The 25,455-nt window shown below is 59.4% G+C and carries 24 protein-coding genes and 1 tRNA gene; 4 read left to right on the top strand and 21 right to left on the bottom strand.

What is annotated here, in order from left to right; translation table 11 throughout:
• Positions 1–115: 115 nt before the first annotated feature.
• The 19 genes from L0U83_RS00655 to L0U83_RS00565 form a co-directional block, all read right to left on the bottom strand.
• A complete protein-coding gene (locus L0U83_RS00655) occupies positions 116–994 on the bottom strand; it encodes a DUF3037 domain-containing protein (protein ID WP_233878999.1) in 879 nt (292 codons plus the stop codon).
• Positions 991–1,785 (bottom strand): HipA family kinase, encoded by a 795-nt coding sequence (locus L0U83_RS00650; RefSeq protein ID WP_233878997.1) that lies wholly within the window; start codon positions 1,783–1,785, stop codon positions 991–993. Before L0U83_RS00650 ends, L0U83_RS00655 begins: the two co-directional genes overlap by 4 nt.
• Before the next feature lie 183 nt (positions 1,786–1,968).
• Positions 1,969–5,049 carry a type I restriction endonuclease subunit R gene (locus tag L0U83_RS00645; protein WP_233878994.1) on the bottom strand — a complete coding sequence of 1,027 codons (3,081 nt, stop codon included), beginning with the start codon at positions 5,047–5,049 and terminating at the stop codon, positions 1,969–1,971.
• 16 nt (positions 5,050–5,065) lie between these two features.
• A complete protein-coding gene (locus tag L0U83_RS00640; protein ID WP_233878993.1) occupies positions 5,066–6,313 on the bottom strand; it encodes a restriction endonuclease subunit S in 1,248 nt (415 codons plus the stop codon).
• A 76-nt stretch (positions 6,314–6,389) separates the two neighbouring features.
• Positions 6,390–7,946: a class I SAM-dependent DNA methyltransferase gene (locus L0U83_RS00635; protein ID WP_233878992.1), complete on the bottom strand. Its 1,557-nt coding sequence runs from the start codon at positions 7,944–7,946 to the stop codon at positions 6,390–6,392.
• Between the two features lie 435 nt (positions 7,947–8,381).
• Positions 8,382–8,792 (bottom strand): hypothetical protein, encoded by a 411-nt coding sequence (locus L0U83_RS00630; protein WP_233878991.1) that lies wholly within the window; start codon positions 8,790–8,792, stop codon positions 8,382–8,384.
• 118 nt (positions 8,793–8,910) lie between these two features.
• On the bottom strand, positions 8,911–9,525 hold the full coding sequence (locus tag L0U83_RS00625) for a recombinase family protein (protein WP_233878989.1): 615 nt from the start codon (positions 9,523–9,525) through the stop codon (positions 8,911–8,913).
• A 1,211-nt stretch (positions 9,526–10,736) separates the two neighbouring features.
• The gene (locus L0U83_RS00620) at positions 10,737–12,020 is read right to left on the bottom strand and encodes a VapE domain-containing protein (protein WP_233878987.1); all 1,284 of its coding nucleotides are present in this window, start codon (positions 12,018–12,020) and stop codon (positions 10,737–10,739) included.
• Positions 12,017–12,976, bottom strand: coding sequence for a bifunctional DNA primase/polymerase (locus L0U83_RS00615; protein WP_233878984.1), 960 nt, complete (start codon positions 12,974–12,976; stop codon positions 12,017–12,019). Before L0U83_RS00615 ends, L0U83_RS00620 begins: the two co-directional genes overlap by 4 nt.
• A gap of 176 nt (positions 12,977–13,152) precedes the next feature.
• On the bottom strand, positions 13,153–13,749 hold the full coding sequence (locus tag L0U83_RS00610) for a hypothetical protein (protein ID WP_233878983.1): 597 nt from the start codon (positions 13,747–13,749) through the stop codon (positions 13,153–13,155).
• Positions 13,750–14,080: 331 nt separating this feature from the next.
• Positions 14,081–14,887 carry a hypothetical protein gene (locus L0U83_RS00605; protein ID WP_233878981.1) on the bottom strand — a complete coding sequence of 269 codons (807 nt, stop codon included), beginning with the start codon at positions 14,885–14,887 and terminating at the stop codon, positions 14,081–14,083.
• A gap of 147 nt (positions 14,888–15,034) precedes the next feature.
• A complete protein-coding gene (locus L0U83_RS00600; RefSeq protein ID WP_267939189.1) occupies positions 15,035–15,274 on the bottom strand; it encodes a helix-turn-helix transcriptional regulator in 240 nt (79 codons plus the stop codon).
• A 302-nt stretch (positions 15,275–15,576) separates the two neighbouring features.
• Positions 15,577–16,785 (bottom strand): tyrosine-type recombinase/integrase, encoded by a 1,209-nt coding sequence (locus L0U83_RS00595; RefSeq protein WP_233878978.1) that lies wholly within the window; start codon positions 16,783–16,785, stop codon positions 15,577–15,579.
• Positions 16,786–16,787: 2 nt separating this feature from the next.
• Positions 16,788–17,228 (bottom strand): Arm DNA-binding domain-containing protein, encoded by a 441-nt coding sequence (locus L0U83_RS40780; protein ID WP_373320938.1) that lies wholly within the window; start codon positions 17,226–17,228, stop codon positions 16,788–16,790.
• A gap of 166 nt (positions 17,229–17,394) precedes the next feature.
• Positions 17,395–17,470: transfer RNA gene (locus tag L0U83_RS00585), tRNA-Ala, on the bottom strand.
• 67 nt (positions 17,471–17,537) lie between these two features.
• Positions 17,538–17,885, bottom strand: coding sequence for a c-type cytochrome (locus tag L0U83_RS00580; protein ID WP_233878975.1), 348 nt, complete (start codon positions 17,883–17,885; stop codon positions 17,538–17,540).
• On the bottom strand, positions 17,885–18,667 hold the full coding sequence (locus tag L0U83_RS00575; protein WP_233878972.1) for a BON domain-containing protein: 783 nt from the start codon (positions 18,665–18,667) through the stop codon (positions 17,885–17,887). Before L0U83_RS00575 ends, L0U83_RS00580 begins: the two co-directional genes overlap by 1 nt.
• Before the next feature lie 28 nt (positions 18,668–18,695).
• Positions 18,696–19,283, bottom strand: coding sequence for a phosphoheptose isomerase (locus L0U83_RS00570; RefSeq protein WP_233878971.1), 588 nt, complete (start codon positions 19,281–19,283; stop codon positions 18,696–18,698).
• A gap of 113 nt (positions 19,284–19,396) precedes the next feature.
• Positions 19,397–19,924 (bottom strand): YraN family protein, encoded by a 528-nt coding sequence (locus L0U83_RS00565; protein ID WP_233878969.1) that lies wholly within the window; start codon positions 19,922–19,924, stop codon positions 19,397–19,399.
• Between L0U83_RS00565 and rsmI the strand changes: the two genes are divergently transcribed.
• Complete coding sequence (gene rsmI, locus L0U83_RS00560) at positions 19,923–20,825, top strand: 16S rRNA (cytidine(1402)-2'-O)-methyltransferase (protein ID WP_233878968.1); 903 nt, start codon at positions 19,923–19,925, stop codon at positions 20,823–20,825. The two genes, L0U83_RS00565 and rsmI, sit on opposite strands and share 2 nt — an antisense overlap.
• A 154-nt stretch (positions 20,826–20,979) precedes the next feature.
• Here rsmI and L0U83_RS00555 read toward each other — a convergent pair whose 3' ends face one another.
• Positions 20,980–21,579, bottom strand: a complete 600-nt coding sequence (locus L0U83_RS00555; protein ID WP_233878965.1) for a septal ring lytic transglycosylase RlpA family protein — start codon at positions 21,577–21,579, stop codon at positions 20,980–20,982.
• A 784-nt stretch (positions 21,580–22,363) separates the two neighbouring features.
• Here L0U83_RS00555 and L0U83_RS00550 point away from each other — a divergent pair.
• From L0U83_RS00550 to L0U83_RS00540, 3 genes are all read left to right on the top strand, one after another.
• Complete coding sequence (locus tag L0U83_RS00550) at positions 22,364–23,008, top strand: MBL fold metallo-hydrolase (RefSeq protein WP_233878961.1); 645 nt, start codon at positions 22,364–22,366, stop codon at positions 23,006–23,008.
• Between the two features lie 14 nt (positions 23,009–23,022).
• Complete coding sequence (locus tag L0U83_RS00545; RefSeq protein ID WP_028203150.1) at positions 23,023–23,655, top strand: 3'-5' exonuclease family protein; 633 nt, start codon at positions 23,023–23,025, stop codon at positions 23,653–23,655.
• Positions 23,656–23,732: 77 nt separating this feature from the next.
• Positions 23,733–24,203, top strand: a complete 471-nt coding sequence (locus L0U83_RS00540; protein WP_174479506.1) for an Lrp/AsnC family transcriptional regulator — start codon at positions 23,733–23,735, stop codon at positions 24,201–24,203.
• Between the two features lie 46 nt (positions 24,204–24,249).
• On the opposite strand, the gene L0U83_RS00535 is transcribed toward L0U83_RS00540, so the two are convergent.
• The gene (locus tag L0U83_RS00535) at positions 24,250–25,431 is read right to left on the bottom strand and encodes a cation diffusion facilitator family transporter (RefSeq protein ID WP_233878959.1); all 1,182 of its coding nucleotides are present in this window, start codon (positions 25,429–25,431) and stop codon (positions 24,250–24,252) included.
• Between the last annotated feature and the right edge of the window lie 24 nt (positions 25,432–25,455).

Below are 25,455 nucleotides of genomic sequence, written 5' to 3'. Positions count from 1 at the left end.
GCTGACCAATGGCCCGCACTATTCTGCCGCAGAAGTTGCCCCCAAAGCTGCCCCCGACGTTCACACGTCGTGGCTACCCTGCTCCCCTTATGGCAAGACCTTCCCCGTAATCAGGTCAGTTATGCAAGCGAATGTGGTCAACGGAAGGACCATCCCCATGCTCTTTGATCTGATGGGTTAGCCTGTCAAAGAGGAAATCCTTATCTTCCTCAGCATAGACTTCGACGTGAGGAACGTTCTTCAGAATTCCCAGTGCCCTTTCGTAGGCTGCCTTCAAGGATAAGTCGCTCGGCTTTCCAACCACAAAATACACCTTGAACTCTTCGGTAGTATCGGAGACGCCGACTACCTCGCCGGCACATCTATGCGCCTTGTCTCGTATCGAGTCCGGAGCGCTCAGGTCAAAGGAAAGCGGCTCAATACAATGCCATACGCCGTTCTTCCAAGCGAGGTCGAACTGTAAGTCGTCGCTCTTTCCATGTATGGTCTTCTCTCCGAAGAAACCTAGTACGCTACGGTCTTCCAAAGACTTTCGTATTGCACGCCATACATCCTCATCGGTGCGACCGCTCTTATAGCGGCGCCGGTCGTACTTCCCAACGTATCTCTCGTAGAGCGCGCTCGAAGTAGCTTCTAAGTCCTTCGATAGCCCACTCCCGACGCTTCCCCACACAAGCGCACTGTCGTCCTTTGGCAGGACGGTGAGAAGCAACTTTTCCAGCGATGGTTCGCGTTGGTTTAAGTCCAGGGGCGTGAGCCATGCTCGGGCAACGTCATCGCAACGCTTCGAGATGATCCTCAATGTGCGTCTAAATACGTTTGGCTTAAGATCGGGGAAAATATCGGTGATGCGGCCAGCCGTACTCCGCAAAGCGAACTTCAGGAAGCCCGCCTTAGCCGACATGACTACGACGCCAACGTTAACGAACTCCCCCGTCGCTATGTCATGAACGTAGCGAAGCACGGCGTATGAGTAAGCAGTACGGTCGGTCATCTCAAAGCCCTCAGCGCGTTTTCCACTATCGCAACGATGTTCCCCTTGGTCTGCACCAGATAGTCGCGCACGCCAGCAAGGAAGGGCTCGTCGAGCCGCCACTCCGGCGGCAATGCATTTATGTATTCGTCAACCCGAGTGTCGCTCAATCCCTGCCATGCTGCAACAAACCGGTTCAGATCGGGCGGGCACGCGGCGATCCGTGGCTTCGCAAAAATGTGCGTCTTCCGGTCCGCGATTCCATCGAATCCCCCCGGCACCCAAGGCTCCCGCCAAAATAATATCTGGTTCTGGCACAGCGTCAGTTCGTGGTCGAACACTGCGAACTCTTCTCCACGAAACATGCAGTTCGGGTTTTCCGGGCGTCGATCAGCGTTTACGATGATTCCGTCGAATGTAAAAATTTCCGCCGCTTGAACAGCCGCTCCTGCCGGTACAGCTGCATCGGTAGGCCAAGCCGCGAAGCCCGAAGGGACCACCTTGGACCCAAACGCGAGCCCGCAGCTCTCCGCCATCAGCTGTTTCACTTCCAAATCAGGCACTAATTCAATGAATTCCGGCGTAACCACGACTACAAACGGTTCAGGCACTGGCAGATCCAGGTCAGATGCGAGCATCGCCGCTATCGCCTCGATTGCAAGGTTTTTTTCCCGCTCCATCATGCGCGCGGAGAATTTTGTAACTGTCTGAACGACACTGCCGTCGTCGCCCTCCGATTCGATCAGGACAGGCGTCGTACGCCCTGTCCCCATTCGCCTTATAAACCGAGTCGCTGTGACGTATTCAAGCATTTTGTAAGCCAATGTGGCGCCGAGTGCCCTGGGGCAAAAATGTACCTGGGCGGCAGAGGCGTTGATTCTACAGTTGTTTCGCGTACGCCGCCGTCGATTAAAGGTTTACCCAAAACGCGAGTCGAGCTGCCATGCGTGCGTCTCATTCAGCCCATAGTCAGCTGATGGAATGGTTCGATTTTTCTACGCCCACTCCGCGCTCAACTTCTCGGCCTGCTGCAGAACCGTCTGCACCGCTTCCTCCTGCTGGTCGGGCGGATATTTGTACTTTCGTAGGATCCGCTTCACCATCAGCCGAAGCTTCGCACGCACGCTCTCCCGCCTCTCCCAGTCGACGCTGATGTTCTGGCGAAGATTCTCCGTCAGCTCATGCGCGATCTTCTTCAGCGTCTCGTCACCGAGCAGCAGCACCGACGCTTCGTTATTCGCTAGCGCATCATAGAAGCGAAGCTCATCCTCATTCAGTCCTAGCTGTTCGCCGCGATTCGCTGCCTCGCGGAACTTCTTCGCCATCTCGATCAGCTCTTCGATCACCTGAGCGGTCTCGATCGAGCGGTTCTGGTAACGCTTGATCACGTTCGCGAGCAGCTCAGAGAACTTCTTTTCCTGCACAACATTGCCAGAAAAGCGGCTCTTGATTTCACCTTCGAGCAGCCGCTCCAGCAGCTCCACAGCAAGGTTCCGTTCTGGCAGGTTCTGAACCTCAGCGAGGAAGTCGTCGTCGAGGATGCCGATATTCGGCTTGTCGAGGCCGACAGACTCGAAGATGTCGACCACGTCCTCGGACACTACCGCCGAGCCGATGATCTGCCGGATCGCGAGGTCTCTCTCTTCATCAGTTCGCTTTTTCTCGCTGATCTCGCGCTTTGTCAGCAGCACCTTCACGGCCTGGAAGAAGGCAACCTCCTCACGTACCGCCTTCGCTTCATCGAGCGTGCAGCACAGTGTAAAGGCCTTGCTCATGGCCAGAGCCGTGTCGGCGAATCGCTTCTTGCCGTCCTTCTGACCCAGCACAAAGTTGGCTGCACCAGCCAGCAGCTTGTGCCCGCCTGTCAGAAAGTTGCTGTAGTCGAAGCCGTGGAGCATGGCCCGAAGCACGTCTAGCTTCTCTTCCAGGACGGCATAGGCTTCGTGAGCGTTAACGGTAGGCCGCCCACGCCCATTGCTGGCCGTGTACTCCTTCAGCGCCTGCTTCAGGTCGTTGGCGATCCCGATGTAATCGACCACGAGGCCGCCCTGCTTGTCCTTGAACACACGATTGACGCGGGCGATGGCCTGCATCAGGTTGTGCCCCTTCATCGGCTTGTCGACGTACAACGTATGAACGCATGGCGCGTCGAAGCCAGTCAGCCACATGTCGCGCACGATGACGAGGCGCAGCGGGTCAGCCGGGTCCTTGAAGCGCTTTTCCAGTCGTTTCTTGACCTGCTTCGAATAAATATGCGGTCGAAGCAACGCCTTGTCCGACGCAGAGCCAGTCATGACGATCTTGATGGCACCCTTCTCGGGGTCCGGGTCATGCCACTCAGGGCGCAGCTTCACGATCTCATCGTAGAGGTGAACGCAGATCTCGCGACTCATGGCGACGATCATCGCCTTGCCGGACATCGCCTTGTTACGTTCCTCGAAGTGCGCCACGAGGTCTGCTGCGACGCTCTCGACACGGGGCTCCGCGCCGACGATCTTTTCGAGCGCAGCCCAGCGGGTCTTCAGCTTCGACTGCTCGTCACTTTCCTCGTCTTCCGCCAGTTCATCGACCTCTTCGTCGATCTCTGGTAGCGCCTCTTCCTTCAGCCCGAGCTTTGCAAGGCGTGACTCGTAATAGATCGCAACCGTAGCCCCGTCGTCACGCGCCTGTTGCATGTCATAGACGTGGATGTAGTCACCGAACACGGCACGGGTATCACGATCCTCCTTCGAAACAGGCGTACCAGTGAAAGCAACGAATGTGGCGTTGGGTAGTGCATCGCGTAGGTGCTGCGCGTAGCCAACCTGATAACCCTTCTCGTCACCCTTGTACTTGGCAGAGAAACCATACTGTGTGCGGTGCGCTTCGTCCGCTATGACGACGATGTTGTGACGTTCGGATAGAACTGGGAAGGTATCTTCGTCCTCACCCGGCATGAATTTCTGAATGGTGGCAAAGATAATGCCGCCCGACGGGCGATTGGCCAGCTTAGCCCGGAGGTCCTGTCGAGTGTCGGCTTGTACCGGTTGCTCACGAAGCAGGTCCTGTGACAGCGAGAACACACCGAACAGCTGGCCGTCGAGGTCATTGCGGTCAGTGATGACGACGATGGTCGGATTCTCCATCGCTGCTTCCCGCATGACCCGAGCGGCAAAGCAGGTCATCGTGATGCTCTTCCCGCTGCCCTGGGTATGCCAGACGACTCCACCCTTCTGATTGCCGCCCGGTCTTGACGCTGCTACAACTTGTGCGATTGCAGCACGGACCGCATGGAACTGGTGATATCCGGCGATCTTCTTCACCAGCCCGCCGTCGTCCTCGAACAACACAAAGAAACGCAGGAAGTCCAGAAGGTATGTCGGCGCAAGTACACCCCGAATCAGCGTTTCGAGTTCGTTGTACTGGCCAAGCGGATCCAACGTTACGCCGTCGATCGTGCGCCACGCGAGAAACCGTTCCGAGTTGGAAGAGAGGGAACCCATACGGGCGGCGCTGCCATCCGAAATCACCAGGATCTCGTTGTACTGGAAGACGTCGGGGATCTGCTCTTTGTACGTTTGAATCTGGTCGTAGGCTTTCCAGATGTCAGCGTTCTCGTCAGCCGGATTCTTCAACTCCACCAGCACGATCGGCAGACCGTTCACGAACAGGACAATGTCCGGACGACGGGTGTGCTTCGGTCCCTTGATCGTAAACTGGTTGATCGCCAGCCATTCGTTGGCGCGAACATCGCTGAAGTCGATGAGCCTCACGAAGTCGCCACGGGTCTCGCCATCTTTCTGATACTCAACGGGAACGCCGTTGACAAGCAGATTGTGGAAGATGCGATTAGCCGATAGCAGGACCGGCGTGTCGAGGTTGACGACTTGCCGGAGCGCGTCTTCTCTCGCCGCCAACGGGATCGCGGGATTCAGTCGACTGATGGCATCGCGCAGTCGATGGACGAGTAGCACTTGCCGGTAGTCTATGCGCTCCGGTGAGTCGCCATCGGGTGCTATGTCGGGGCCGTAGAGATGGCTGTAAGCAACTTCCTTCAGCCAGTCCAGTACTTCTTCTTCTAGTTGATCTTCGGTCATGGTTCTCTTGGCACCGTTATGTGCCGTTGTGCTTTGCGGCGACTTCCAGCATTGCCTCTGCTTCAGGTAGCCGAAGCTGGCCTGAGATCAGGCGGGACAATAACGCGTCCCGTAAATTCGATAGAACCGCAGCACGCTTCAGGTTCTGCTCCATCCCCGCTCGCAGGGGCCGAGCAAGCTCTTCGAAGTGACGAACGACGGCTGGAGGCGGCATGATGCAGCGTAGGGTAGGAATATTGCGCACATTAAGTGCGTCCAAAATGGTTCCCACGTCTGTTCGCCGTCTAATTTCTGCACGCATTGAAGGCGACAGCAGCAACTCTATTAGGAACGTGGGATATGGCCAGTCCGCCTTAGTGCGAATCGCCGTCATATTTCTCCCCATGGCGGCACGTTCCCCAGCAGGCACCTGGGCAACAGCGCCGACACGCCCGACGTTGGTGATGACACAATCACCACCCAAAACCTCAATACGCGAGGTCCACTTTTTATAGTCGTTGTCCGAAATGAAGGCGTACCTGGATATATCCAGCAGACCATCATCTCGGATTGTATTCAATTGCAAGAACGGCTTGCCGTCCGTTAAAAGCTCTGGTTTCTTGCTATGCAAGCAATCTATGACATCCGCAATACCGCCGATGTCTCCAATGCCCCATCCTCTCGGCACCTGCCCCAGCTCTGACTCCTCGAACCCGTCCGGGAACAGCGCAGCCGTCTCGGAATCGATCCCTTCCGACTCACGGCCCTCTGCCTTCGCACAAACGGGGTCGAAGTCGACGAACCAGGACTTGAATAGCGCTTGGGCGATAGCTTCGAGGGTGGCGTTAGTTTCACGAAGCTGGGCGATTCGTTCCGACATGGCGAAGTAGTAGTCGCCAATGAACTGCTGTGCGGCACGCGATGGAATAGGAATCTTTAGCTTACCAAAGTCGCCCTTTTTGAAATGCGGGATCATCGTTCCCACGTGCATGTTATCAATCTGCGACTGGACAGTCGTCGATCGAAGTGCCGCAAACAGATACTTCGGATAAACTCGCACTGGGTCTGCACGGACAGCCACCATGTCCTGTGCAATACAAAAATCTACCGGATCTGGAACCCAGTTCGTCCGACCAGGACTGCCCTTACAAACAAATAGAATATCGCCAGGCTCAGGGTGACCACGAAACCACGAGTTGTAGGTTGCGTCATCTACAAATCGCGTCGTGTCGTAAGACGGGTATAGCGAGTTGTTGCTAACACAATTGGTCGCAATAAGGGGCATCCCGCTGTCACCGACAGGGCAAGTTTTACCTCGATTGTCTACTATTCGAGACAGCAATTCCGTGAAGGGAACCCAATCAGAACTCATACCCGAGGCCCCCCAGCTTCTGCCGAATCAGCGTGTCCAGCTCAGCGCCCTTTGCCATCTGCTCGCCCAGCTTCTCGGTGAGCTTCTGCATCTTATCGGTGAAGGATTCGTCGTCATCCTCAACCTCTTCCGCACCAACATAACGGCCCGGTGTGAGAACATGGCCATGCACGGCGATCTCGGCCAAGCTCACGCTGCGGCAGAATCCCGGTAGATCGGCGTAGGCTGTCTTTGCTTCGCCATCGCCACGCCATGCATACACCGTGTCGGCGATTCTGGAGATGTCCTCGTCGCTCAGTTCGATCTGCACACGGCTGACCGATCGCCCAAGTTTGCGGGCATCAATGAACAGCACCTCGCCCTTACGGGTTGTCTTTTGCTTCGTGAGAAACCAGAGGCAGGCAGGAATCTGCGTGTTGAAGAACAGCTGACCCGGCAATGCAACCATGCACTCGACCACGTCGGCCTCGACCATGGCCGCTCGAATCTCGCCCTCACTGTTCTGGCTTGAACTCATCGAGCCGTTCGCAAGCACAATGCCAGCCCGACCGTTGGGTTTGAGGTGGTAGAGCATGTGCTGCAACCACGCGTAGTTCGCGTTGCCCTGCGGAGGCGTGCCGTAAACCCACCGTGGATCCCCCTCCAGGCTACCGTGCCACCAGTCTGAGACGTTAAACGGCGGGTTAGCAAGCACAAAGTCGGCTCGAAGATCGGGATGCTGATTGCGGGTGAAGCTGTCCGCCGGTTCCTTGCCCAGATTGAAGTCGATGCCGCGAATCGCAAGGTTCATGGCAGCCAGACGCCATGTCGTCGGATTCGATTCCTGGCCGTAGATGGACACGTCGCCGAGCTTGCCGCCGTGCGCCTCGATGAACTTCTCGGACTGGACGAACATGCCGCCTGAGCCGCAGCACGGGTCGTAGACCTTGCCGTGATGTGGAGCAAGCACAGCGACGAGCGTCTTAACGATGCTGGCAGGCGTGTAGAACTGTCCGCCCTTTTTGCCTTCTGCACTAGCGAACTGGCCGAGGAAGTATTCATAAACCTGGCCGAGGATGTCGCGGGCGATGCTGGCGTCACTGCCGAATCCGATCTGCGAGATTTGGTCGACGAGTTCGCCGAGCTTGCCATCGGGTAGCTGTGCGCGGGCGAACCGCTTGTCGAGAATGCCCTTCAGCTTCGGGTTTTCGGCCTCGATCGCGGTCAGCGCGTCATCGATGCGCTTGCCGATGTCGGTCTGCTTCGCTTGAGCTCGAAGGCTCTCCCAGCGAGCAGCTGCCGGTACCCAAAACGCATTAACTTCGCGGTAGTAATCGCGGTCTTCCAGTTCGGCAGCGATCAGCTCTTCGTCGCTGTCCGGCAGAAAATAGTCATCGTTCGGGTCCGCGAAACGCGCGGCCAGCTCATCGCGCCGAGCCTGAAAGGTGTCTGAAATATATTTCACAAAGATGAGCCCGAGCACGATGTGCTTGTACTCGGCGGCATCCATGTTGGCACGGAGCTTGTCGGCTGCGGCCCACAGCGTCTTTCTGATGTCTTCGATCACGGGTGTTGGGTCTTCTGCTAGATTGAGCGTGGGCAAACATTATGCCGTTTACGGTCGACGACTTGCAGTCGGCAGCGTACCTCGTTCGAGAAACTATGAGTCGCGCTGCCGCAACAACGGCGGAAGAGTTCCGGTCTGTGGCCCCTAAACGCGCGGTTCTCAGCGATACATACCCACGTCACCGCGAGTGCGACTCACCGCAACTTCATGCAACTAGTGGTATTTCCAGTCGTCGAGCATGTAATGAACGACGGGCGTTCACTTTCGTATACACGCTGTTGATTCTGGAGGTAGGCTTGTAGGGCGTTCGCTGCAGCCTGTCGCTGCGACATTTCATTTTGATACGACTGCCGCAACTCATTCGATATTTGCTTCATCTCAGCCGCCAGCCTCGTGCCCGTCTCCGTTTCAAGGCGCTGCTCTCGTTGTAGATACTCACCCCATGTCATTGACTTGTTGACAAGCGCAATTAGATTCCCGTCCTCCTGCTGAAATGCGTCCGAAAGTAGTGGAACTAAGGTCGGAGTAACAGTGGCGAGGGTTTTCGAGCAGATTTCGCCTGCAGGTTTGATATTGCGGATGGACGGCGTAGATTGCAGCGATTTCATCGTTCGTAGCCGTGTCCTTATCGTTCAGTTGCTGCAACGTGGCGTCCTTCACGTCGAACGGACGGCGCACACGCAGCGGGGTGGCTTCTGGAGAGTTGTACGCGGCCATCGTGCAAGCTTTGGTTTGCGCCCCGGTTTCCTTGAGGACGCTCGCGATCTGTTGCGCCTGCCGCTGCGTTGACGTCATGCACCCCGTCAAAAGTCCAGCGAGAACCATACCGACTATTGCCTTTCTCATGATGCCCCCCAACACGAATAAACTCCGGGCCATAGGCGCACTGGATACGCATCCGATCCGACAGCCAAACGTCCTATAAGCGTCCAGTGACGCTTCCGCCATAGAGACTCAGCCTTCGTCACCTTTCTCCCACCTCCTGTGTCGCGATCCGATGCACTGTAGCCACTCCGCATCCCACGGCTTTGGCGATCTTCGCCATTGACAGACCCTGCGCCAGCATCGCCTGCACCTTCTGCCTTCGTGGCGTTGCTATGCCGGGTCTGCCGAGTTTGCGACCTTGTGATCGCGCACGGTCCAGTCCGGCATGTACGCGGCTGATGATCATCGAACGCTCGAACTCTGCGAACACCCCACACATTTGAAAAAGCGCCTTGCCGCTGGGCGTGGTCGTATCAACGCCCTGCTGGTGCAGATACAAGCCAACGCCCTTCGCCTGTATGTCGCCGAGGAAGCTAACGAGGTGTTGCAGCGAACGGCCCAGCCGGTCCACGGACCATGCAGCGACGATATCGAACTCTTTGCGCATTGCGTCCTTCAAGAGACGGTCGAACTCGGGCCGTTTGTCCCTACCCTTCGCACCGCTCACGCCGTGGTCGATGTATTCGCCTGCGACGATCCAGCCGTTACGTGCCGCAACGTCTCGCAGTTCGTTGAGCTGATTCTCTGTCGTCTGGCTGTCGGTCGATACACGTGCATAGAGGGCGACACGTGGCGACGCCATCTTGGTGGTCATGGTCTGCTCTCCTGCAATCCACTGCGCTTATCCCGCGCTTCCAGGATAGGACACTGCCATTCCGTTTACAACTGATTTTGGAACACCTCGAATTTCGCGCTGCCTGCCCGATGGCATCGTGGGGTATTGCGGAGGGGATTTCGGAATGCTCGACCGCACGCCCGTCACCGTTGCGCCGTTACGCGTAACGATCTTCCAACACCTCCAGTGAATGATGGCTCATGGCCACTCTGACGGGCTGCGTTGCACACCCGGCCCGGAGTGAGTCATTCCACACTGCGTTGACGCGCAATTTGGTCACTGGAAAGCATGCTTCCGTGTGAAAGGGGTGGGGGAGGGAAAAGATGTACGGCGGGCGCGCGGCTTTAGCCCCTTGCGATGTACCCGCAACGGTCCGTGATTTGATTTCTTGCGCAAGAATTTCTACACCCAGCCACTAGCTGCCAGCGCGTGGTGCACCGCTCAACCCTGCTGCATTCCCGGACCTGTACGCAGTCCACAGCTCACGCCATATCAAATAAGTGTAGAAATCGAGCACTTTCATAACATGATGTTCCTGCCGCTCTGCCTTACCCAGCAATGGATTCCGGCGTTTCTCGACGTGTGCACGCCTCCCGTTAAAGCATTAATAGGTTCAATGCTGTCCGCTTTCGCCATATCGCTATGTCTAGTCGTGCTGAACCTGATCGGCGCATGGTCATAACGGATTCGACCAACGCTCAGACTGCGTGCACACCTGTGGAACTACCGCCCCTCGTTGCCAACGTGTCGTGCATGTCGGTGCGAGTGCGCACAAGAACGTGCCAGGTCCTCGGACTGGAGCACAAGTTAGAGGGACCGGGAGCATCCCCGTACGCGCTGACTTGGTTAAATTCTTAAATGCGGTGTTGCTAGGTTGAGATCAGCGAAATGGGTAAATCCGAATTAAGGCGCGCAACTGCTACACGCTACACGGCTGATACAGGGATGCGGTAACACCTGAATCCCTTATGTAGCAAGGCTTTCCGCAGGGGTGCTACACCGCTACACCTGTTTCGGCATCAACTACTCTTATATACGTATGCTATACGTCCCCTATACCCCATATTCTTATATACAGTTTTTTGGAGAAAAGAGGTGTAGCAGGTGTAGCGGGGGAGCCAGAAGCCTTATCCTGCAAGGATTCCGCCGCTACACGTCCTCCTGTAGCACACGCGTAGCAGCTGTAGCACTTAGCTCGGCACATCCGTTTTCCGTAGCCACCGCCGCTCCTGCTTGCCGCAATAGCGACGATTCGGGTTATCGAAGCCCATCAGCTTCAGTTCCGCGCACACCTCCTTGCGCATGCGTTCGCTGACTTCCATCAGCCCTTTCTTTCCCATCAGTTCCAGGAGCGTATCCAGACTGAAGGGGCCGCTTTGCTTGTACAGTCCGGGCACGACTTGCTGCATGCGTTCATACAGTTCGGAATGCTTGAGATAGTCCTGATGCACCTCGCGAGATAGTTCCTCTACCTTCTCATACAACACACCGGACTCACGGTAGAGTTGCAGCGCCTCTGCCCATAGTTGCAGCATATCTTCACGTAGCTGCACAAGGTCGATCTGCGTGACCTCTACGGGAAACCAGCGACGGTTGCCCGTTGGGTCCTTCAGAAACTCACGTTCGTTTCCGGTTGCAATGAAGACGGTACGGCGCGGCACCCGATGTGGCAGCTCCTTGTACTTCGGCACCCATTCATCTTCGATGGACGAGATGAAGTCCTTGATTGCCTCCTGGTCACGTGTACCGAACCCGCGCAACTCAGGAAGCTCGCAGATCAGCTTCCCCTGCATCCTGCGGCAGGTATCGGCATCCTTGGTATCGAGTGCAATCCTGCCAGCTGTCAGGACACCATCTATCTCTGGTGCAAGTGCCTGCACGAGTGATGTCTTGCCGATACCCTGGTCGCCCAGCAACACAATAACACCGTCGGCCTTGACGCCCGGCTTGCATGCACGTCCGAAAAGTGCAGTCCATAAGTATCTTGATGCAGCAACGATATAGGGCGTGCTCTGTGCACCACAGTAGGTCGTGAAGAAAGTATCAATGCGGGTAATCCCATCCCATGGGGGCAGGTTCTCCATCCACTCCTTCAGCGAGTCAAATGCATCTTCTTCAGCCAATCGCGCAATGCAGTCGCGCAACAGTTGCTTGTCCGGCGTCTTGAAGTCGATACGCTCAAGCTCTTCCTGCATCTTGTTGTAGTCAGTGTCCTTTAACGGGCAACGTACGCCGTCCGACTTCCGCACCAGTACAATACGGTCCGTGAATTCATCGTAGCGGATCGCATACGGCTGAGATCGCAGCGCAAGCATGATGTTGCTCACGGTCGGAATAATCTTGTTCTTCTTCACACCGTCGCGCTCGAAACCTATCGTGGGGGACACCCCCTGCCCCCCATTACTTGTGCTCTCGGCGGTCGGGTTCAGACGTTCTTGCAGTGCTTCCGTTTCATATACGGTGGGCGACATCATTCTGCAGCCCCTTTTCTTGCATTCGTACACGGCAGCTTGCGTACCCTTGCGATGTCCGCCAGCAGTTCCGCTCCTATAACATCACGTCGTGTTGTGTCACGGTGCCTTCGTAGCAGGCTCGCTTCAATGACTTCGGCTATCGCATTGTCGGGCCAGTGCCTATTCATGAACGCCCGATACACAGCCGCGCGTGCCTCGCTCGGTGAGGGGTAGCCGCATCCCTCGAACCACCCCCGCTGTATTAGCTCGATGATCACGTCGTGTAGCACTACGTACGGCGATGGGATTGAGGCTGGCTGCACTGCGCCTTGCGTCTTCTCGTCGTGCGATGCTGAAATATCGGTAGCATCGAGAAACTCCAGCAGGGTTGACGGTAAGGGAGCTTCCTCCTTCCACGCTATCCATTCGTACACACCAGCTACGTAACCTTTGCCTACGTTTTCATTGAGACTGGATGGTGGCGCAACTACATAACCACCTGTCGCCTTAAGGTCCCATCCGCGTGCACGGTTTGCCTTCGACCTGATCTTCTGCCCGCCTGAGTTGAAGTAGAGGTGCACGCCGCCGCTCGGTGTGCGTGCCCGAACTGTGTCTACCTCACCGTACTGCCGCTCGTACTTGTGCAGGTCCTGCATGCCGTCTACATCTTTGACGTCGATGTCCCACACGACAAGCCCAGACGGTTTCATGGCGATGCCTATATTCGCCCTAGGATGCTGCTCCCAGCATGCGCGCACAATGTCCACGTCGTTCGTTGCACTATGCACACCGTGGAGGAACGCATGTTCGCGCACCGTCGTATTGAGTGGCTCCTTCGCACCATCGACAAGAGGGAATACATATGCACCCGCGCGTGCGTAGTTGCACGCGGCAACCTGCAAGGGGTTTTCTGGATGATGATAAGAGTTGTGTACGGAGGCGGCAGGCGTCTCCGCTGGGTTCTTTACGTCTGTCATTCTGAATTCCACTAGTGTGGACACAGATGTATCGCGGCGTGATATTATTCACGCACGGCGATCCATGCCCTTGCCCGATGTGCTGATACAGACCAGCCCCCTTGTTTTGCCCGCATTGGGGGGGCGCTACGTTGCGGCATTTCATGGGCCTGCCGCACCGGGCGCGCGCCTCTTGTCTAGCTGCCGGGTTGCTTTTCTTCCAGGAGACGCAACTGCAGGGTTCCGGTCTTAAGCAGTTCCCTCTTTGCTGGCTCTCGCAGACTTTCAGATCGGGCCTTCAGGTAGTCGATGTACCAATCAATCTCACCTGCCGTCATCAGTTGCGGGCTCTCATCGTCAGTCCGGATACGGACAAATGGGGAAATGGGGTAACTGTCAGTTCTCTTGCTGCGAAATGGGTTGTCGACGCGGAACGCCCCGTCCTTCGAAATCACTTCAGGCGGGAGGTAGTCGCCCAGCGTCTTGATGTCCTCCGGCGATGGGATGTTGTCCCGCGTCAACGGCATGCCCCAGTAATCTCCAGAAGAAGCCCGCCAGCAGCGATACGCTCCTGAACGTGCTCTGCGCACGATGAAGCGACACTCGGGATGCCGACGTGAGTAGCGCCAGGCAGCCTTGCGCACGCGATGAACGATCGCATCAGGAACCGGAAAGCTATCGCCCTCATGCATGCGCGCAAACGGGTACTTCGGCTTCGGCGTAATCCTCGGTGGGCACGGAATAGTGGACGTGATGGGAAAGTCTTCCACCGTATTGGTAGATGGCTGATTCATCGTGCATCTCCTGCGAGAATCTGTGCGATGTCAGCGACCGGCCACATCAAGCGTGCGCCGATCTTCACTGGTCGTACACCGTAGGCATGCCCCTCAGTGCAAAGCAGCTTGCGGATGGTCTGGCCGGATCGATTGATCGCTCGACCGAACTCGTGCGTAAGAACGTAGTCACGCCCGCCAGCTATAGCGGCAAGGCCGGAGGGAATCGGGGTTGCGGTATGCATCTAGCACTCCAAAGAAACGCCGTTAGATGGCTATGGAGTGATCCTAGGAGTGCACTGGGCTTCCTGGTAGAAAGCAGCTCGTTGCGAATTTCCGCGTCGAGTTGCACCTACTTGATGGCGCGTGATTCCCGGATACGCCGCGCCCACTGAAAGCGGCGGAGCATCCGGCGGGGCATCCGTTTGATGCGGTCCCGGAGCGCGGTGTCGGAGGGACGCAACGCGTGAAGCAGCTCGGAACGCTTCGGACAGTCGGAGGGCAACACGTCAGAGAAGATTTTGAAGCATGCCTGCATGAATCGAATGGCAGGGGAACATCCTGCTGCGTCGCCCACCCATAGCCTCACCCGTGGGTGCAGATAGCGCTTGTAGCCCGCGAGCAGGTTCCAGCACAGTTGATCGAGTGCCCTGTTGCCGGTGTTCTCTTTCCCCCGCGCACCCTCCTTACGCCGTTCTACGATTTTCTGTGCTCCGTCGATACCATCCGCCAACGCCGCAATGACCTTGGGCACCTCTGCCATCAGGGTGAGAAGACGGCGCTCCCGCTCCTCCTCTTCAGCAGCGCCGATTACCCTGCGGCCCGTGGACGTCCAGCATTCTTTTTCCACCTTTTCCTGCAGGGCCGACGTGATAAGGCTGAGCACGTCGGGGTCGAGTTTCGTGCTGAGAGTGTTGATCGCCGAGTGCACGGCATCGAGCTTGCGCGCGATCTCCGTGTTGGTCTGACGCTGCTCCAGTGGCCAGTCGATGCTGAGGAATTGAAACGCTGCGCCGTTCAGGTGCTCGGCAAAACGCGCCGTCTGTGCATGGTCAAGCTGCTTACCAGCTTGCTGTGCCAACTGTGCGGCGACCTTATGGGTAAACGGATGAGCTGCATCATGTAATTCGTCATCCCGCGCTGTGTCATCGGTGACCATGGGCGCATCCGTCATTGCGCGTCCTTCATCAGGGGCATCAGGCAGGCGCGTGAAGGAGTCCCGCCTTTCGGCCCGTCGGCCTAGCCTGACGCATTCCCAACATACCGCCGGGCTACTTCACGGCTCGCAACGCCACCGTTAGGCCGGTTACTTCTCGCGTGCGCTGGGGTTCGGTGACCGCCGGTTGCGCCACGCCCCATCTTCACGGCTGCGCTTCACCTGCTGCGTGATCCACTCGTCTATGTCTGATTCGAGCCAACCAACCATGCGTGGTCCGAGTTCGATCGGCTCAGGAAACTGTCCTTGGGCGATCTTCATATAAATAGCACTCCTACCGATACCGGTGCGCGCCATAACGGCGGGGAGTCGAAGAATAGCGGTGGTCATTGGATGCTTCGTGCGCGTAGCACATTAAAAGAATGCAACAACGCAACGATACATCACTTTTCACCTGAATCAATGGGTAATCGTCCGCCATAAAATCATGCGCAAGATTTTTTAGCGACATTTAAACTGTATTTAGCAATAAATGGTCTTGAAAACATAGGAACAAAAGCAGTGAATTTAGTGATACTTAATTGACTTTCGCACGCTATTGTTATTTCTGGGGTCCAGCCAGATACAGTCGGCATCTTCGAATAACAAAACGGAAAGCCTGGAGCGACGCAGGACGGTGAAGCCGTGGTTTACTAGTCTTGCCGCATTGAGGCGACTGCCCCACTCAGCTTGAGCGTGTCCAGGTAGTCGGCCCACTGTTGCATCATTGCCCGTCGCTCGCTCAAGAATTTCGTGCGGTTGTACGCCGTGCCCAAGGCATCCGGCACCTTGTGCGCAAGCTGATGCTCGATCACCTCGGGTTTGACGTGCAGTTCCTCATGGAGAATCGTGCGCGCCATGGCCCGAAAGCCGTGGCCAGTAATTTCCGTTCTAGTGTCGTATCCCATGCGACGCAGGGCAGCGTTGACCGCCGCCTCGCTCATCGGCTTGCGGGGATCGCGGCCGGGAAAGACATAGGGCCGTTGCCCGGTCAGAGCATGCAGCTCGCGCAGGATCGCCACCGCCTGCGTGGACAGCGGAACGAGATGCTCCGTCTTGGTCTTGCTGACGACGTAACGCCATTCGGCCTTGTCGAGGTTGAATCCGGACCATTCGGCCTTGCGCAGTTCGCCGGGGCGCACGAACAGTAGAGGAGCCAACTGCAGCGCACATTTCACGACGAACGTACCGCGAAAGGCATCGATGGCACGCAGCAATTCGGCCACCTTTGCGGGATCGGTGATGGATGCGAAGTTCTCGTGCCTAACGGGCGGGAGGGCACCCTTCAAGTCAGCAGTGGGGTCACGTTGGGCTCGCCCAGTTGCGACAGCGTAGCGGAATACCTGACCGCAGTTCTGCATGGCACGATGCGCCGTATCCTTCGCGCCACGCTCTTCGATGCGCCGAATCACCGCCAGCACCTCGGGCGCGGAAATCTCCGCGATGGGTCGCTTGCCGAGCCAGGGGAAGACGTCCTTTTCGAGACGCTGGATCACCTTCTCGGAGTGACTCTGAGCCCAGCCGGGCGACTGACGGGCGAACCACTCACGCGCGACCACTTCGAACGAGTTGGCGGCCTGCCCCAGTGTCGCGGCTTTCTGTGCCTTTTTTTGCTGACTAGGGTCTATTCCCTTCGCCACGAGTTTGCGCGCCTCGTCCCGCCTCACTCGTGCGTCCCTGAGACCGACATCCGGGTAGACGCCCAGTGACAGCCGCTTCTCCTTGCCCGCGAATCGGTACTTGAAGCGCCACCACTTGCCACCCGTGGCGGAAACCTCCAGATACATGCCGCGCTCGTCAAACAGGCGGTAGAGCCTCCCCGTCGGCTTAGCGTTGCGAACGACTACGTCGGTCAGTGCCATGCTCACTCCTTGGCGAGCACCTCGCGCGTTGCATTCAGAAAGGCGCGAAGCTGGGTAGTCTCCGATGGACTCAGGTTCATGCGCCGCGAGCCGAGTCGGATCGATAGCGCACCGTCGCTATCCATCGAAAAGCGTGTGGCCGCCTCCAGCCGAGCGACTTCACTCCGCAGGATGGCGCGCTTCTCCTTCCGTACCTCGCTGGGATCGACCCCGTCAGCGAGCAGTGCTCGGGCCTCGTCTCGTAGAGTCCGCGCTGCCGCCAGCGTCACCTCCGGGTAGACGCCGAACGACAGGCTTTTCTCTTTGCCGCCGAATCGGTACTTGAGCCTCCAGTACATGCCTTGGTCGGATGTGAGCAGGAGGTAAAGGCCGCCGCCGTCGAACAGCTTTCTCGGCTTTTCGGCGGGCTTGGCGTGCTTGATGGCGGTGTCGGTCAGCGCCATTTTGGGGAATACTGCCTAGCCAGGACGGAGGGTTGCCCCAAAAGTCTTCCCCTTTTGGAGCCGGCTGTCAACGGATGAGTGCGGATATGCCAGAAACAAAAAACCCCGCAAGCCTTTGAACTTACGGGGTTTTATGGATTTCCGTGGATATCATCGGAAGAATAAATGGTGGAGCGGAGGAGGATCGAACTCCCGACCTTCGCATTGCGAACGCGACGCTCTCCCAGCTGAGCTACCGCCCCAATGAATCACCGATTCTACACACACAAAATCCGTTTTGCCAAGCGTCAAATTTGACCCCAAGCAAAACTACTTCGAAGGCGCTCCAGCGAGGACCCAGCCCACGACGGAATGAATATCGGCGGCGCTCATCCCTGGGTGAGAGGGCATAGGAATAGCCCCCCAAACTCCAGCTCCACCGTCGCGTACCTTCTTCTCCAGCTTGACCTGGGCCGCGGCATCGCCCTTGTACTTCGCAGCGACATCCTTGAACGAGGGCCCAACAAGCTTCCGATCCACCGCATGGCACCCCATGCAAGCATTAGCCTGAGCCACCCTCAACCCATCCGCCACGGCAGCAAAAGCCGGCGAAGCGAACCCAAAACCAGCCCCTGCAACCACCACCGACGCAACAAAAACACCAACAAAACGCCCCATCACAACGCCCCCGCATTCCCCGGCCGCGTAGTCGAAGAATTCGTCACGGGCGCGGGCGGTTGGTGATCGATAGGCTGCGATGTCACGCCCGAATCCGGCACCGCCCCCACCGTCGGCGCATCGGCAGCAGGAGCCGCCGCCGGCGCACTGGCCGCAGCCGCCGTCGCCACCGCCGCCTGCTGCGGATCGATGTATTGATAGCACTTCACCACTTGCGTCACGCCCATGACCCCCGCTGTCGCGTTGGCGGCGATATTGCCTTCATCCGGCGTAACAAGGCCCATCAGATAGATCGTGCCGCGCTCGCTCACCACCTTGAAGTTGTTCGCGGAGATGTCCTTATAGGCAATCAGCTCTCCCTTCACGCGTCCTTCCAGGTACGAGTCGTTCGCGCGCGAGGAGAACGAGCTAGCCGGCTGCACCGCCAGCTCGTTGACGATCGAAGCGACGTTCGTCACGGCTCGCACGATGCTCTCAGCCTTCTGCTTCGACGCGTCGTCGGGCACTTCACCCGTGATCAGCACGCGTTGGTTGAACACCGCCACGTTCACGTGCGCCGTATCGGGCAGTTGCTTGCCGAGATCGGCCAGCGCCTTCACCTGGATCTCGCGGTCCTCGGTTTGCGAGCCCACCGTGCGGCGGTCGGTTGCGACCAGCGCCGTGCCGCCCGCCGCGCCCGCCAATGCCAGGAAGCAGCCCTGCAGGCTTGCGCAGAGCGAGGCTGCGAAGCCGATCGTCAGCGTGGTCCGTGCCAGCGCGCGCGTCATGCTGTATCTGCTCATCAACTTCCCCTCTCTTCGTCTTACGGTGTCAGTCTTCGCCCAGCAGCATCGCATCGATGCCGTCGCACAGGCAGTGGAGTGTTAACTGATGCACTTCCTGAATCCGCGCCGTCCGATCGCTCGGCACGCACAGCTGAATGTCGGTATCGGCGAGCACGCTGTTCACGTCGCCGCCGCCCTTGCCGGTCAGCGCGATCACGACCATTTCGCGTTCGTGTGCTTCCTGAATGGCGGCCAGCACGTTCACGGAGTTGCCCGAGGTCGTGATGGCGAGCAGGACATCGCCCGGCTGGCCGAGCGCGCGCACCTGCTTCGCGAATACCTGTTCGTATGCGTAGTCGTTGGCAACGGCGGTAAGCACCGAGGCGTCGGTGGTCAGCGCGAGCGCGGGCAGGCCCGGGCGCTCGCGCTCGAACCGGCCAATCAGTTCGGCGGCGAGTTGCTGGGCGTTGGCAGCGGATCCGCCATTGCCGCATGCGAGGATCTTGTTGCTGTTCGCGAGCGCGGCGAACATCGTATCGACCGCGGCGGCAATCGGGACCGCCAGGGTTTCCATGGCCGCGAGCGTAATGGCTGCGCTATCGCGGAAGTGCTGTTGAATGCGTTCGACGGACATCGACTCTCTAATCTGTACTGCGGGTATCGCAAAAATTCCGCGTGTTGCGGCGTGCCGCAAGTTTAGCGCACTCGAGGGCGTTCATTTTCACCCTTCTTTTTATTGCCTCAGTTTTAGCTCTCGTGCGCTTGCGCATGGAACGCGTCGCGCAGCCACACCAGCCGGCCGCTCTCGAACGCGATCACGTCGAAGCGGCACGCGGGCGGCGTTCGCACTTCCGTGTTCGCCGTGCCGTTCGCATCGGCGCCGCGCCACGTTGCGAGGAAGTATCGCGCCGCGCACAGCACGCGTTGCTGTTTGCGCCACCCCACGCTTGCCGCCGCGCCGCCAAATTCCGGCCGCGCGCGGGCGCGGACTTCCACGAAAACCAATGTGCCGTCTCGCTCGCGCATCACGAGATCGAGTTCACCGCCTCGACAATTCACGTTGCGCGCGACCAGTTCCAAACGCTCGCGGCGCAAAAACGCTAACGCGTGCGCTTCGAAACGCGCGCCCGTCGCGCGGCGTTTGGCATTCGACTGCGCTCGCGCACAAAAGTTGTCTACGCGCGCGCGTTCGCTCGCGCCGCCTCCCTCGGGCGCGCTCGCGCCCGCGTGGCACAATGTCGGCCTCTTTTCCTGCATTCGCGCGTTGCGTGCCATGACGTCCCTCTCGTCCCCTTTCGAACTCGCACAGGCCCAGCAGTATCCGGCCGCCACGCTGTACGTCGTGGCAACGCCCATCGGCAATGTCGCCGACATCACCTTGCGCGCGCTGCACGTGCTCGGTCTCGTCGATCGCATCGCCGCTGAAGACACGCGCAACACCGGCCAGCTCCTCGCGCGCTACGGTATTTCGAAGCCGCTCGTCGCCGTGCACGAGCACAACGAGCGCGAGGCTGCGCAGCGCGTAATTGAGTTTCTGCGCGCGGGCGAGCGCGTGGCCTGCGTTTCCGACGCGGGCACGCCCGGCATTTCCGATCCGGGCGCCAAGCTCGTGGACGCCGTGCGCGCCGCCGGCCTGAACGTCGTGCCGCTGCCCGGCGCAAGCGCGCTCGCAACGGCGCTTTCTTCTGCCGGCGACTGGGTGTCGACGTTCACGTTCCTCGGTTTTCTGCCGCCCAAGCCCAAGCAACGCGCAACCGCATTGCAGCCGCTCGCCGCGCATACGCACGCGATGGTGTTTTACGAAGCCCCGCATCGCATCGTCGAAACCGTGCAGTCGCTCGCCGATGCGTTCGGTCCCGCGCGCCGCATCCTCATCGCCCGCGAATTGACGAAGCTACACGAGTCGCTCTGGAGCGGCACCCTGGCCGAAGCGCCAACGTGGCTCGCTGGGGATGCAAACCGTCAGCGCGGTGAGTTCGTCCTCGTGGTGGAAGGTGCGAGCGAGCAGGCAGAAGGCGAGGCCGATCACGACGCGCTCTTGCGCGTGCTGCTTCAGGAAGTGCCGGTGAAGGGCGCGGCAAAGATTGCGGCGGCGCTCACGGGCGCGTCGCGTAACGCACTCTACGCGCGGGCGCTGGAATTGAAGGGTGAAGGCGAGGAAGAAGCGGACGACTGAACCGCCAGCCGCAGCAGTCAAAAGCACTCACCAGAAAAACCGAAGGGCCGCCTGACTCAATCAGGCGGCCCTTCGCATATGCATTCAACACTACCAGGCGGCTCAGTCTCAGGCGCGTCGCGGCGCACTCAGCGCCACGCCCAACCGGACGCGCTTAGTTGTCGATATTCGAGTTCGCGGCAACCATATCCGCTTGCGCGGCCTTCGCTTCCTGGCGCGAGAGGCCTTCAATGTCCACCTTCGCCGTACCCGCGTGCTGCACGCCAAGGAGCTTGGCGGCGGCATACGACAGGTCGAGCACGCGGCCACGCGCGTACGGGCCACGGTCGTTGATCTTCACCACCACCCACTTCGACGTGCCGGGCACGCTCACACGCACATACGAGCCGAGCGGCAGCGTGCGGTGCGCAGCCGTGAGCGCCTTCATGTTGAAGCGTTCGCCGCTTGCGGTGCGGCGGCCGTGGAACGCGCGGCCATACCACGAGGCGCGGCCGGTCTGGTGGAACGAGTGGATGTCCGGGCTGCTCTCGTCGATCGCCTCGGCGTTCGCGAGCGAGCTGTCCCTGGCGGTGCCCGATGCGGGCAGCGCGGCGAGCGCGGAGCCGTAGCCTTGCGGCGCGGTAAACGCGGCGTCCTTCGTGCGAAGGGCGTCGCTCGACGCCTGGTCCTGCGGGCCAGGCGGCATGGCGCAACCGGCCAGTATGGACACGGCTGCGAGACTCCCGAGTCGTCGTCGAGTCAGTCTAAGGTTCATAACATTGCCATCACGTGTTCGAAGCCTGTCCCGCGCCATGTGTGCGCGTTGTCGGAAGGCTTCGGCGGTCGCAGGCATGGCTTCGCCATCGCTCGCCTGAAATGAAAAAGGCGAACGCGTGCCAATGCCCGGATGCAGCCCTGTTAAGCCGCTAACCGCTAGTTATCTTTCACGTCTGGCGCAACCTGTCCCCGGCAGCCTGACCAGACCCCACATGCCGCCATCGAACGATGAAACTCGTTCAGGCGCGCCGGAAACTCTCGGCGCACAGGAACGGCGGCGTAGGCCCCACCCAGCGTCACGGCATGTAAGGCCGTTGCAGGCGCGTGGCACCTGGCTGGGCAAGACGTGCGGCGTCGATCGGATCGACACCTGATTTGCTATCTTGTTGTAAGGCAGCCTTCTTCGGCCCGTCTTCAACGACAGCACTGCTTGACGGCGGTGTACGCGACCTCTTTTTTTGCGAAGGTCACACCGCCCTTTGAAAGCACGAATTCCGTGCGTGATGGGTCGCATTATACCCAAAAGTTATTCCTGTCACGCCGATGCCCCACAAATCTCCATGATTTTTCACTATTGATGTAACAAAGCCGTTCGCCTTGCGCCGCCGCATCCCTTGTCTGACAAGGGATTCAGGCCGTCGCGGGCGGCGTCGGCGGCGCTGCCTGCACCCCGGTACAATCGATCCTTTGGCTGTGGCCACCGGCGCGCACCGTCGCTTTCGAAGCGCTGCCGCGTGCGCCCCGCGAGACCCGAACCGCACAAACCCGCCCACGAACCCCGCATGAAAATCACGCTGATTCCCGTCACGCCGTTCCAGCAAAACTGCTCGCTGCTCGTCGACGAAACGACGAACCGCGCTGCCGTCGTCGATCCGGGCGGCGACCTCGAGCGCATCGAGGCCGAGATCGAGCGCCAGGGCGTGCAGCTGGAAAAGGTGCTGCTCACGCACGGCCACCTCGACCACTGCGCCGGTGCGAAGGCGCTCGCTACGAAGTTCGGCGTGCCGATCGAAGGGCCGCAGGAAGACGAGCGCTTCTGGATCGATCAGTTGCCGCAGCAGAGCGTGCGCTTTGGCTTCGATCACGCCGAGGCGTTCGAGCCCACGCGCTGGCTTCACGACGGCGACACGGTGCGCTTTGGCGACGAAGAACTCGAGGTCTATCACTGCCCCGGGCACACGCCGGGTCACGTGATCTTCTTCAGCCGCGAGCACCGGGTCGCCACGGTGGGCGACGTGCTGTTCGCCGGTTCGATCGGCCGCACGGACTTTCCGCGCGGCAATCATGCGGACCTGATTCGTTCGATCCGCGAAAAGCTCTGGCCGCTGGGAGACGACGTCACGTTCGTGCCGGGCCACGGCCCTGTTTCGACATTCGGCGAGGAGCGCCGCTCCAACCCCTACGTCGCAGATGGCGTACCTGGATGAGAGTGAAAAGTACGATGAATCAAGCCGCTATTGAGGAGATCTACGTCAGCACCGACGTTGAGGCCGACGGTCCGATTCCCGGCCCGCATTCGATGCTGAGTTTTGCTTCGGCAGCCTATACCGCCGACAAGCGTCTGATCGCCACGTTCTCGGCCAATCTCGAGATGCTCGAAGGCGCCGCGCCGCACCCCGTGCAGGCCGCCTGGTGGGAGACGCAACCCGAGGCCTGGGCCGCATGCCGCAAGGATCTGCAAGATCCGGCCGCGGCGCTCGTCGCCTATGTGGAATGGGTGGAGGCGCTGCCCGGCAAGCCCGTGTTCGTGGCGATGCCGGCGGGCTTCGATTTCACCTTCATGTTCTGGTACATGATGCGTTTCGCCGGGCGCTGCCCGTTCTCGTGGTCGGCGCTCGACATCAAGACGCTCGCCTTTGCGATGACGGGCCTGCCATACCGCAAGTGCATCAAGCCGCGCTTTCCGAAACACTGGTTCGACGACCACCCGCACACGCACGTCGCGCTCGACGACGCGATTGAGCAAGGCGCCCTCTTCTGCAACATGCTGGCCGACCTGCGCGCACAGCAAGCCGCGCTCGCCGCAGACGGGGACGACTCAGGGCAAAACGCCGCGAGCACTCCGGCAAATTAGGTGATCTCCCTCACCAGCAGCGCTTTGCATTGCGTTTCGTTCTCCTGGCCTCTAACATTCAGGAATACAGCGACGCAATGGAGGCGCAGTTGACACTCGATACGTTCTCTCAGAAGATCCTGCGCCTGCTGCAGCTCGACGCGCGCCGCTCGGTGCAGGAAATCTCCGACCAGGTGGGGCTGTCCAGCACGCCGTGCTGGCGCCGTATCAAGGACATGGAACAGTCGGGCGTGATCCAGCGCTACACGGCGCTGCTCGATCGCGAGAAGCTTGGCCTGCACGTCTGCGCGCTCGCGCATATCCATCTCACGCGACACACCGAAGGCGGCGTCGAAGCCTTCGAGCGCGAGATCGCCACCTGCCCCGAAGTCACTGAGTGCTACAGCACCACGGGCGAATCGGACTACATCCTCAAGATCGTTGCGCCCGACATCAAGGCGTACGACGCCTTCCTGCACGAGCGCATCTTCCGCATTCCCGCCGTGGCGCAGGTGCGCACGAGCGTCGTGCTGCGAGAAATCAAGTTCGATACGCAATTGCCGCTTTGAAACCGTGAAGGCGCGGTGGCGTTTTTGCCGCGCCGCTCACCGCGATTCAATGTGTCTCGTGCGGTTTGTCGTGCGTGGCGAGCGTGCCGTGCGCATCGATCGACTGCATCACGTCGAGTTTGCTTGCGCCGAGGCGCACGCGCAGCGCTTCCAGGTCCATCGAGGCCACGCGGCGCACGTCGTCCCTCGCGGCCAGGACCACCTGAATCTCCAGCCCCGTGCTCAAGTAGTGCAGCGTCACCGCTTCGACATGCACGTCATGGTCCGCCAGCGCGTTGCGCAGGCGCTGCGCCACGTCGTCGCGCGGCGGCAGGTTGGCCACGGACCGCACATGCATGTCGTCTTCGGGATCGACGTGAATCAGCGCATCGAGCACGCGTGAATCGGTGAGCAGACGAGCGCGCGCCGTCTCCGCGATGTAGTGCCCTTCCGAAACCGAAATCAGCGGATCGACGAGGATGTGCGCATCCACGAGCGCGAGGTCGCCGGTCTTGCGCGTGCGCATCTCGTGCACGTCGAGCACGCCGGGCGTGCTCGTCAGCAGCGCGCGCAAATCGGCGGCGGCGGCTTCGTCGAGCGCGCGGTCGGAGAGGTCCTGCAGCGCGTCCCAGCCGAACACCCAACCCATGCGCGCGACCATGAAGCCGACAATGGCCGCCGCGATCGGATCGAGCAGCCGCACGCCCGCGAGGCTGCCCACAATGCCGATGGCCACCACGAGCGACGACGCCGCGTCCGAGCGCGCATGCCACGCATTGGCGATCAGCATGGCCGATCGCACGCGCTGCGCCTCGCGCAGCATGTAGCGAAACAGCCCTTCCTTGGAAACCAGCACGAGAAGCGCCACGACCAGCGCGCTCACGTGCAGCGCCGGAATATCGCCGAGATTCATGATGCGTGTGCCGGCGCGCACCAGCATGCCAACGCCCACCGCAATCAATAATGCGCCAAGGAATAACGACGCGACCGTCTCATAACGGCTGTGGCCGTAGTTATGATCGGCGTCCGGTTTAGCGCCGCTATGCCGGTTGGCAAGCAGCACGACAAAGTCGGAAACGATATCGGCCAGTGAATGCACGCCGTCGGCGATCAACGCCTGCGAATGCGCAAACACGCCGATGACGATTTGCAGCACCACCAGAACACTATTGACGGCAACGCTGACCCACGTGGTCCGGCGCGCGACCTCGTGTTTATCTGATAACGGTGGGGCGACGGAAGAGGTCATACGCGGCGAGAGGGCAAATTAGGG

Source organism: Paraburkholderia flagellata (assembly GCF_021390645.1).
GTDB classification, from domain to species: Bacteria; Pseudomonadota; Gammaproteobacteria; order Burkholderiales; family Burkholderiaceae; genus Paraburkholderia; species Paraburkholderia flagellata.
This window is presented reverse-complemented; position numbering and strand designations above follow the sequence as displayed.

Coding starts and splice junctions, on each gene's coding strand:
- L0U83_RS00580 (WP_233878975.1), bottom strand. CDS start 17,885: ATGGGGCGTTTTGTTGGTGTTTTTGTTGCGTCGGTGGTGGTTGCAGGG.
- L0U83_RS00565 (WP_233878969.1), bottom strand. CDS start 19,924: ATGGCACGCAACGCGCGAATGCAGGAAAAGAGGCCGACATTGTGCCAC.
- L0U83_RS00575 (WP_233878972.1), bottom strand. CDS start 18,667: ATGAGCAGATACAGCATGACGCGCGCGCTGGCACGGACCACGCTGACG.
- L0U83_RS00655 (WP_233878999.1), bottom strand. CDS start 994: ATGACCGACCGTACTGCTTACTCATACGCCGTGCTTCGCTACGTTCAT.
- L0U83_RS00540 (WP_174479506.1), top strand. CDS start 23,733: ATGGAGGCGCAGTTGACACTCGATACGTTCTCTCAGAAGATCCTGCGC.
- L0U83_RS00605 (WP_233878981.1), bottom strand. CDS start 14,887: ATGGTCACCGATGACACAGCGCGGGATGACGAATTACATGATGCAGCT.
- L0U83_RS00615 (WP_233878984.1), bottom strand. CDS start 12,976: ATGACAGACGTAAAGAACCCAGCGGAGACGCCTGCCGCCTCCGTACAC.
- L0U83_RS00555 (WP_233878965.1), bottom strand. CDS start 21,579: ATGAACCTTAGACTGACTCGACGACGACTCGGGAGTCTCGCAGCCGTG.
- L0U83_RS00620 (WP_233878987.1), bottom strand. CDS start 12,020: ATGATGTCGCCCACCGTATATGAAACGGAAGCACTGCAAGAACGTCTG.
- L0U83_RS00550 (WP_233878961.1), top strand. CDS start 22,364: ATGAAAATCACGCTGATTCCCGTCACGCCGTTCCAGCAAAACTGCTCG.
- L0U83_RS40780 (WP_373320938.1), bottom strand. CDS start 17,228: ATGGCGCTGACCGACACCGCCATCAAGCACGCCAAGCCCGCCGAAAAG.
- L0U83_RS00650 (WP_233878997.1), bottom strand. CDS start 1,785: ATGCTTGAATACGTCACAGCGACTCGGTTTATAAGGCGAATGGGGACA.
- L0U83_RS00600 (WP_267939189.1), bottom strand. CDS start 15,274: ATGACCACCGCTATTCTTCGACTCCCCGCCGTTATGGCGCGCACCGGT.
- L0U83_RS00610 (WP_233878983.1), bottom strand. CDS start 13,749: ATGAATCAGCCATCTACCAATACGGTGGAAGACTTTCCCATCACGTCC.
- L0U83_RS00630 (WP_233878991.1), bottom strand. CDS start 8,792: ATGAGAAAGGCAATAGTCGGTATGGTTCTCGCTGGACTTTTGACGGGG.
- L0U83_RS00595 (WP_233878978.1), bottom strand. CDS start 16,785: ATGGCACTGACCGACGTAGTCGTTCGCAACGCTAAGCCGACGGGGAGG.
- L0U83_RS00625 (WP_233878989.1), bottom strand. CDS start 9,525: ATGACCACCAAGATGGCGTCGCCACGTGTCGCCCTCTATGCACGTGTA.
- L0U83_RS00640 (WP_233878993.1), bottom strand. CDS start 6,313: ATGCCCCTTATTGCGACCAATTGTGTTAGCAACAACTCGCTATACCCG.
- L0U83_RS00535 (WP_233878959.1), bottom strand. CDS start 25,431: ATGACCTCTTCCGTCGCCCCACCGTTATCAGATAAACACGAGGTCGCG.
- L0U83_RS00545 (WP_028203150.1), top strand. CDS start 23,023: ATGAATCAAGCCGCTATTGAGGAGATCTACGTCAGCACCGACGTTGAG.
- rsmI (WP_233878968.1), top strand. CDS start 19,923: ATGACGTCCCTCTCGTCCCCTTTCGAACTCGCACAGGCCCAGCAGTAT.
- L0U83_RS00645 (WP_233878994.1), bottom strand. CDS start 5,049: ATGACCGAAGATCAACTAGAAGAAGAAGTACTGGACTGGCTGAAGGAA.
- L0U83_RS00570 (WP_233878971.1), bottom strand. CDS start 19,283: ATGTCCGTCGAACGCATTCAACAGCACTTCCGCGATAGCGCAGCCATT.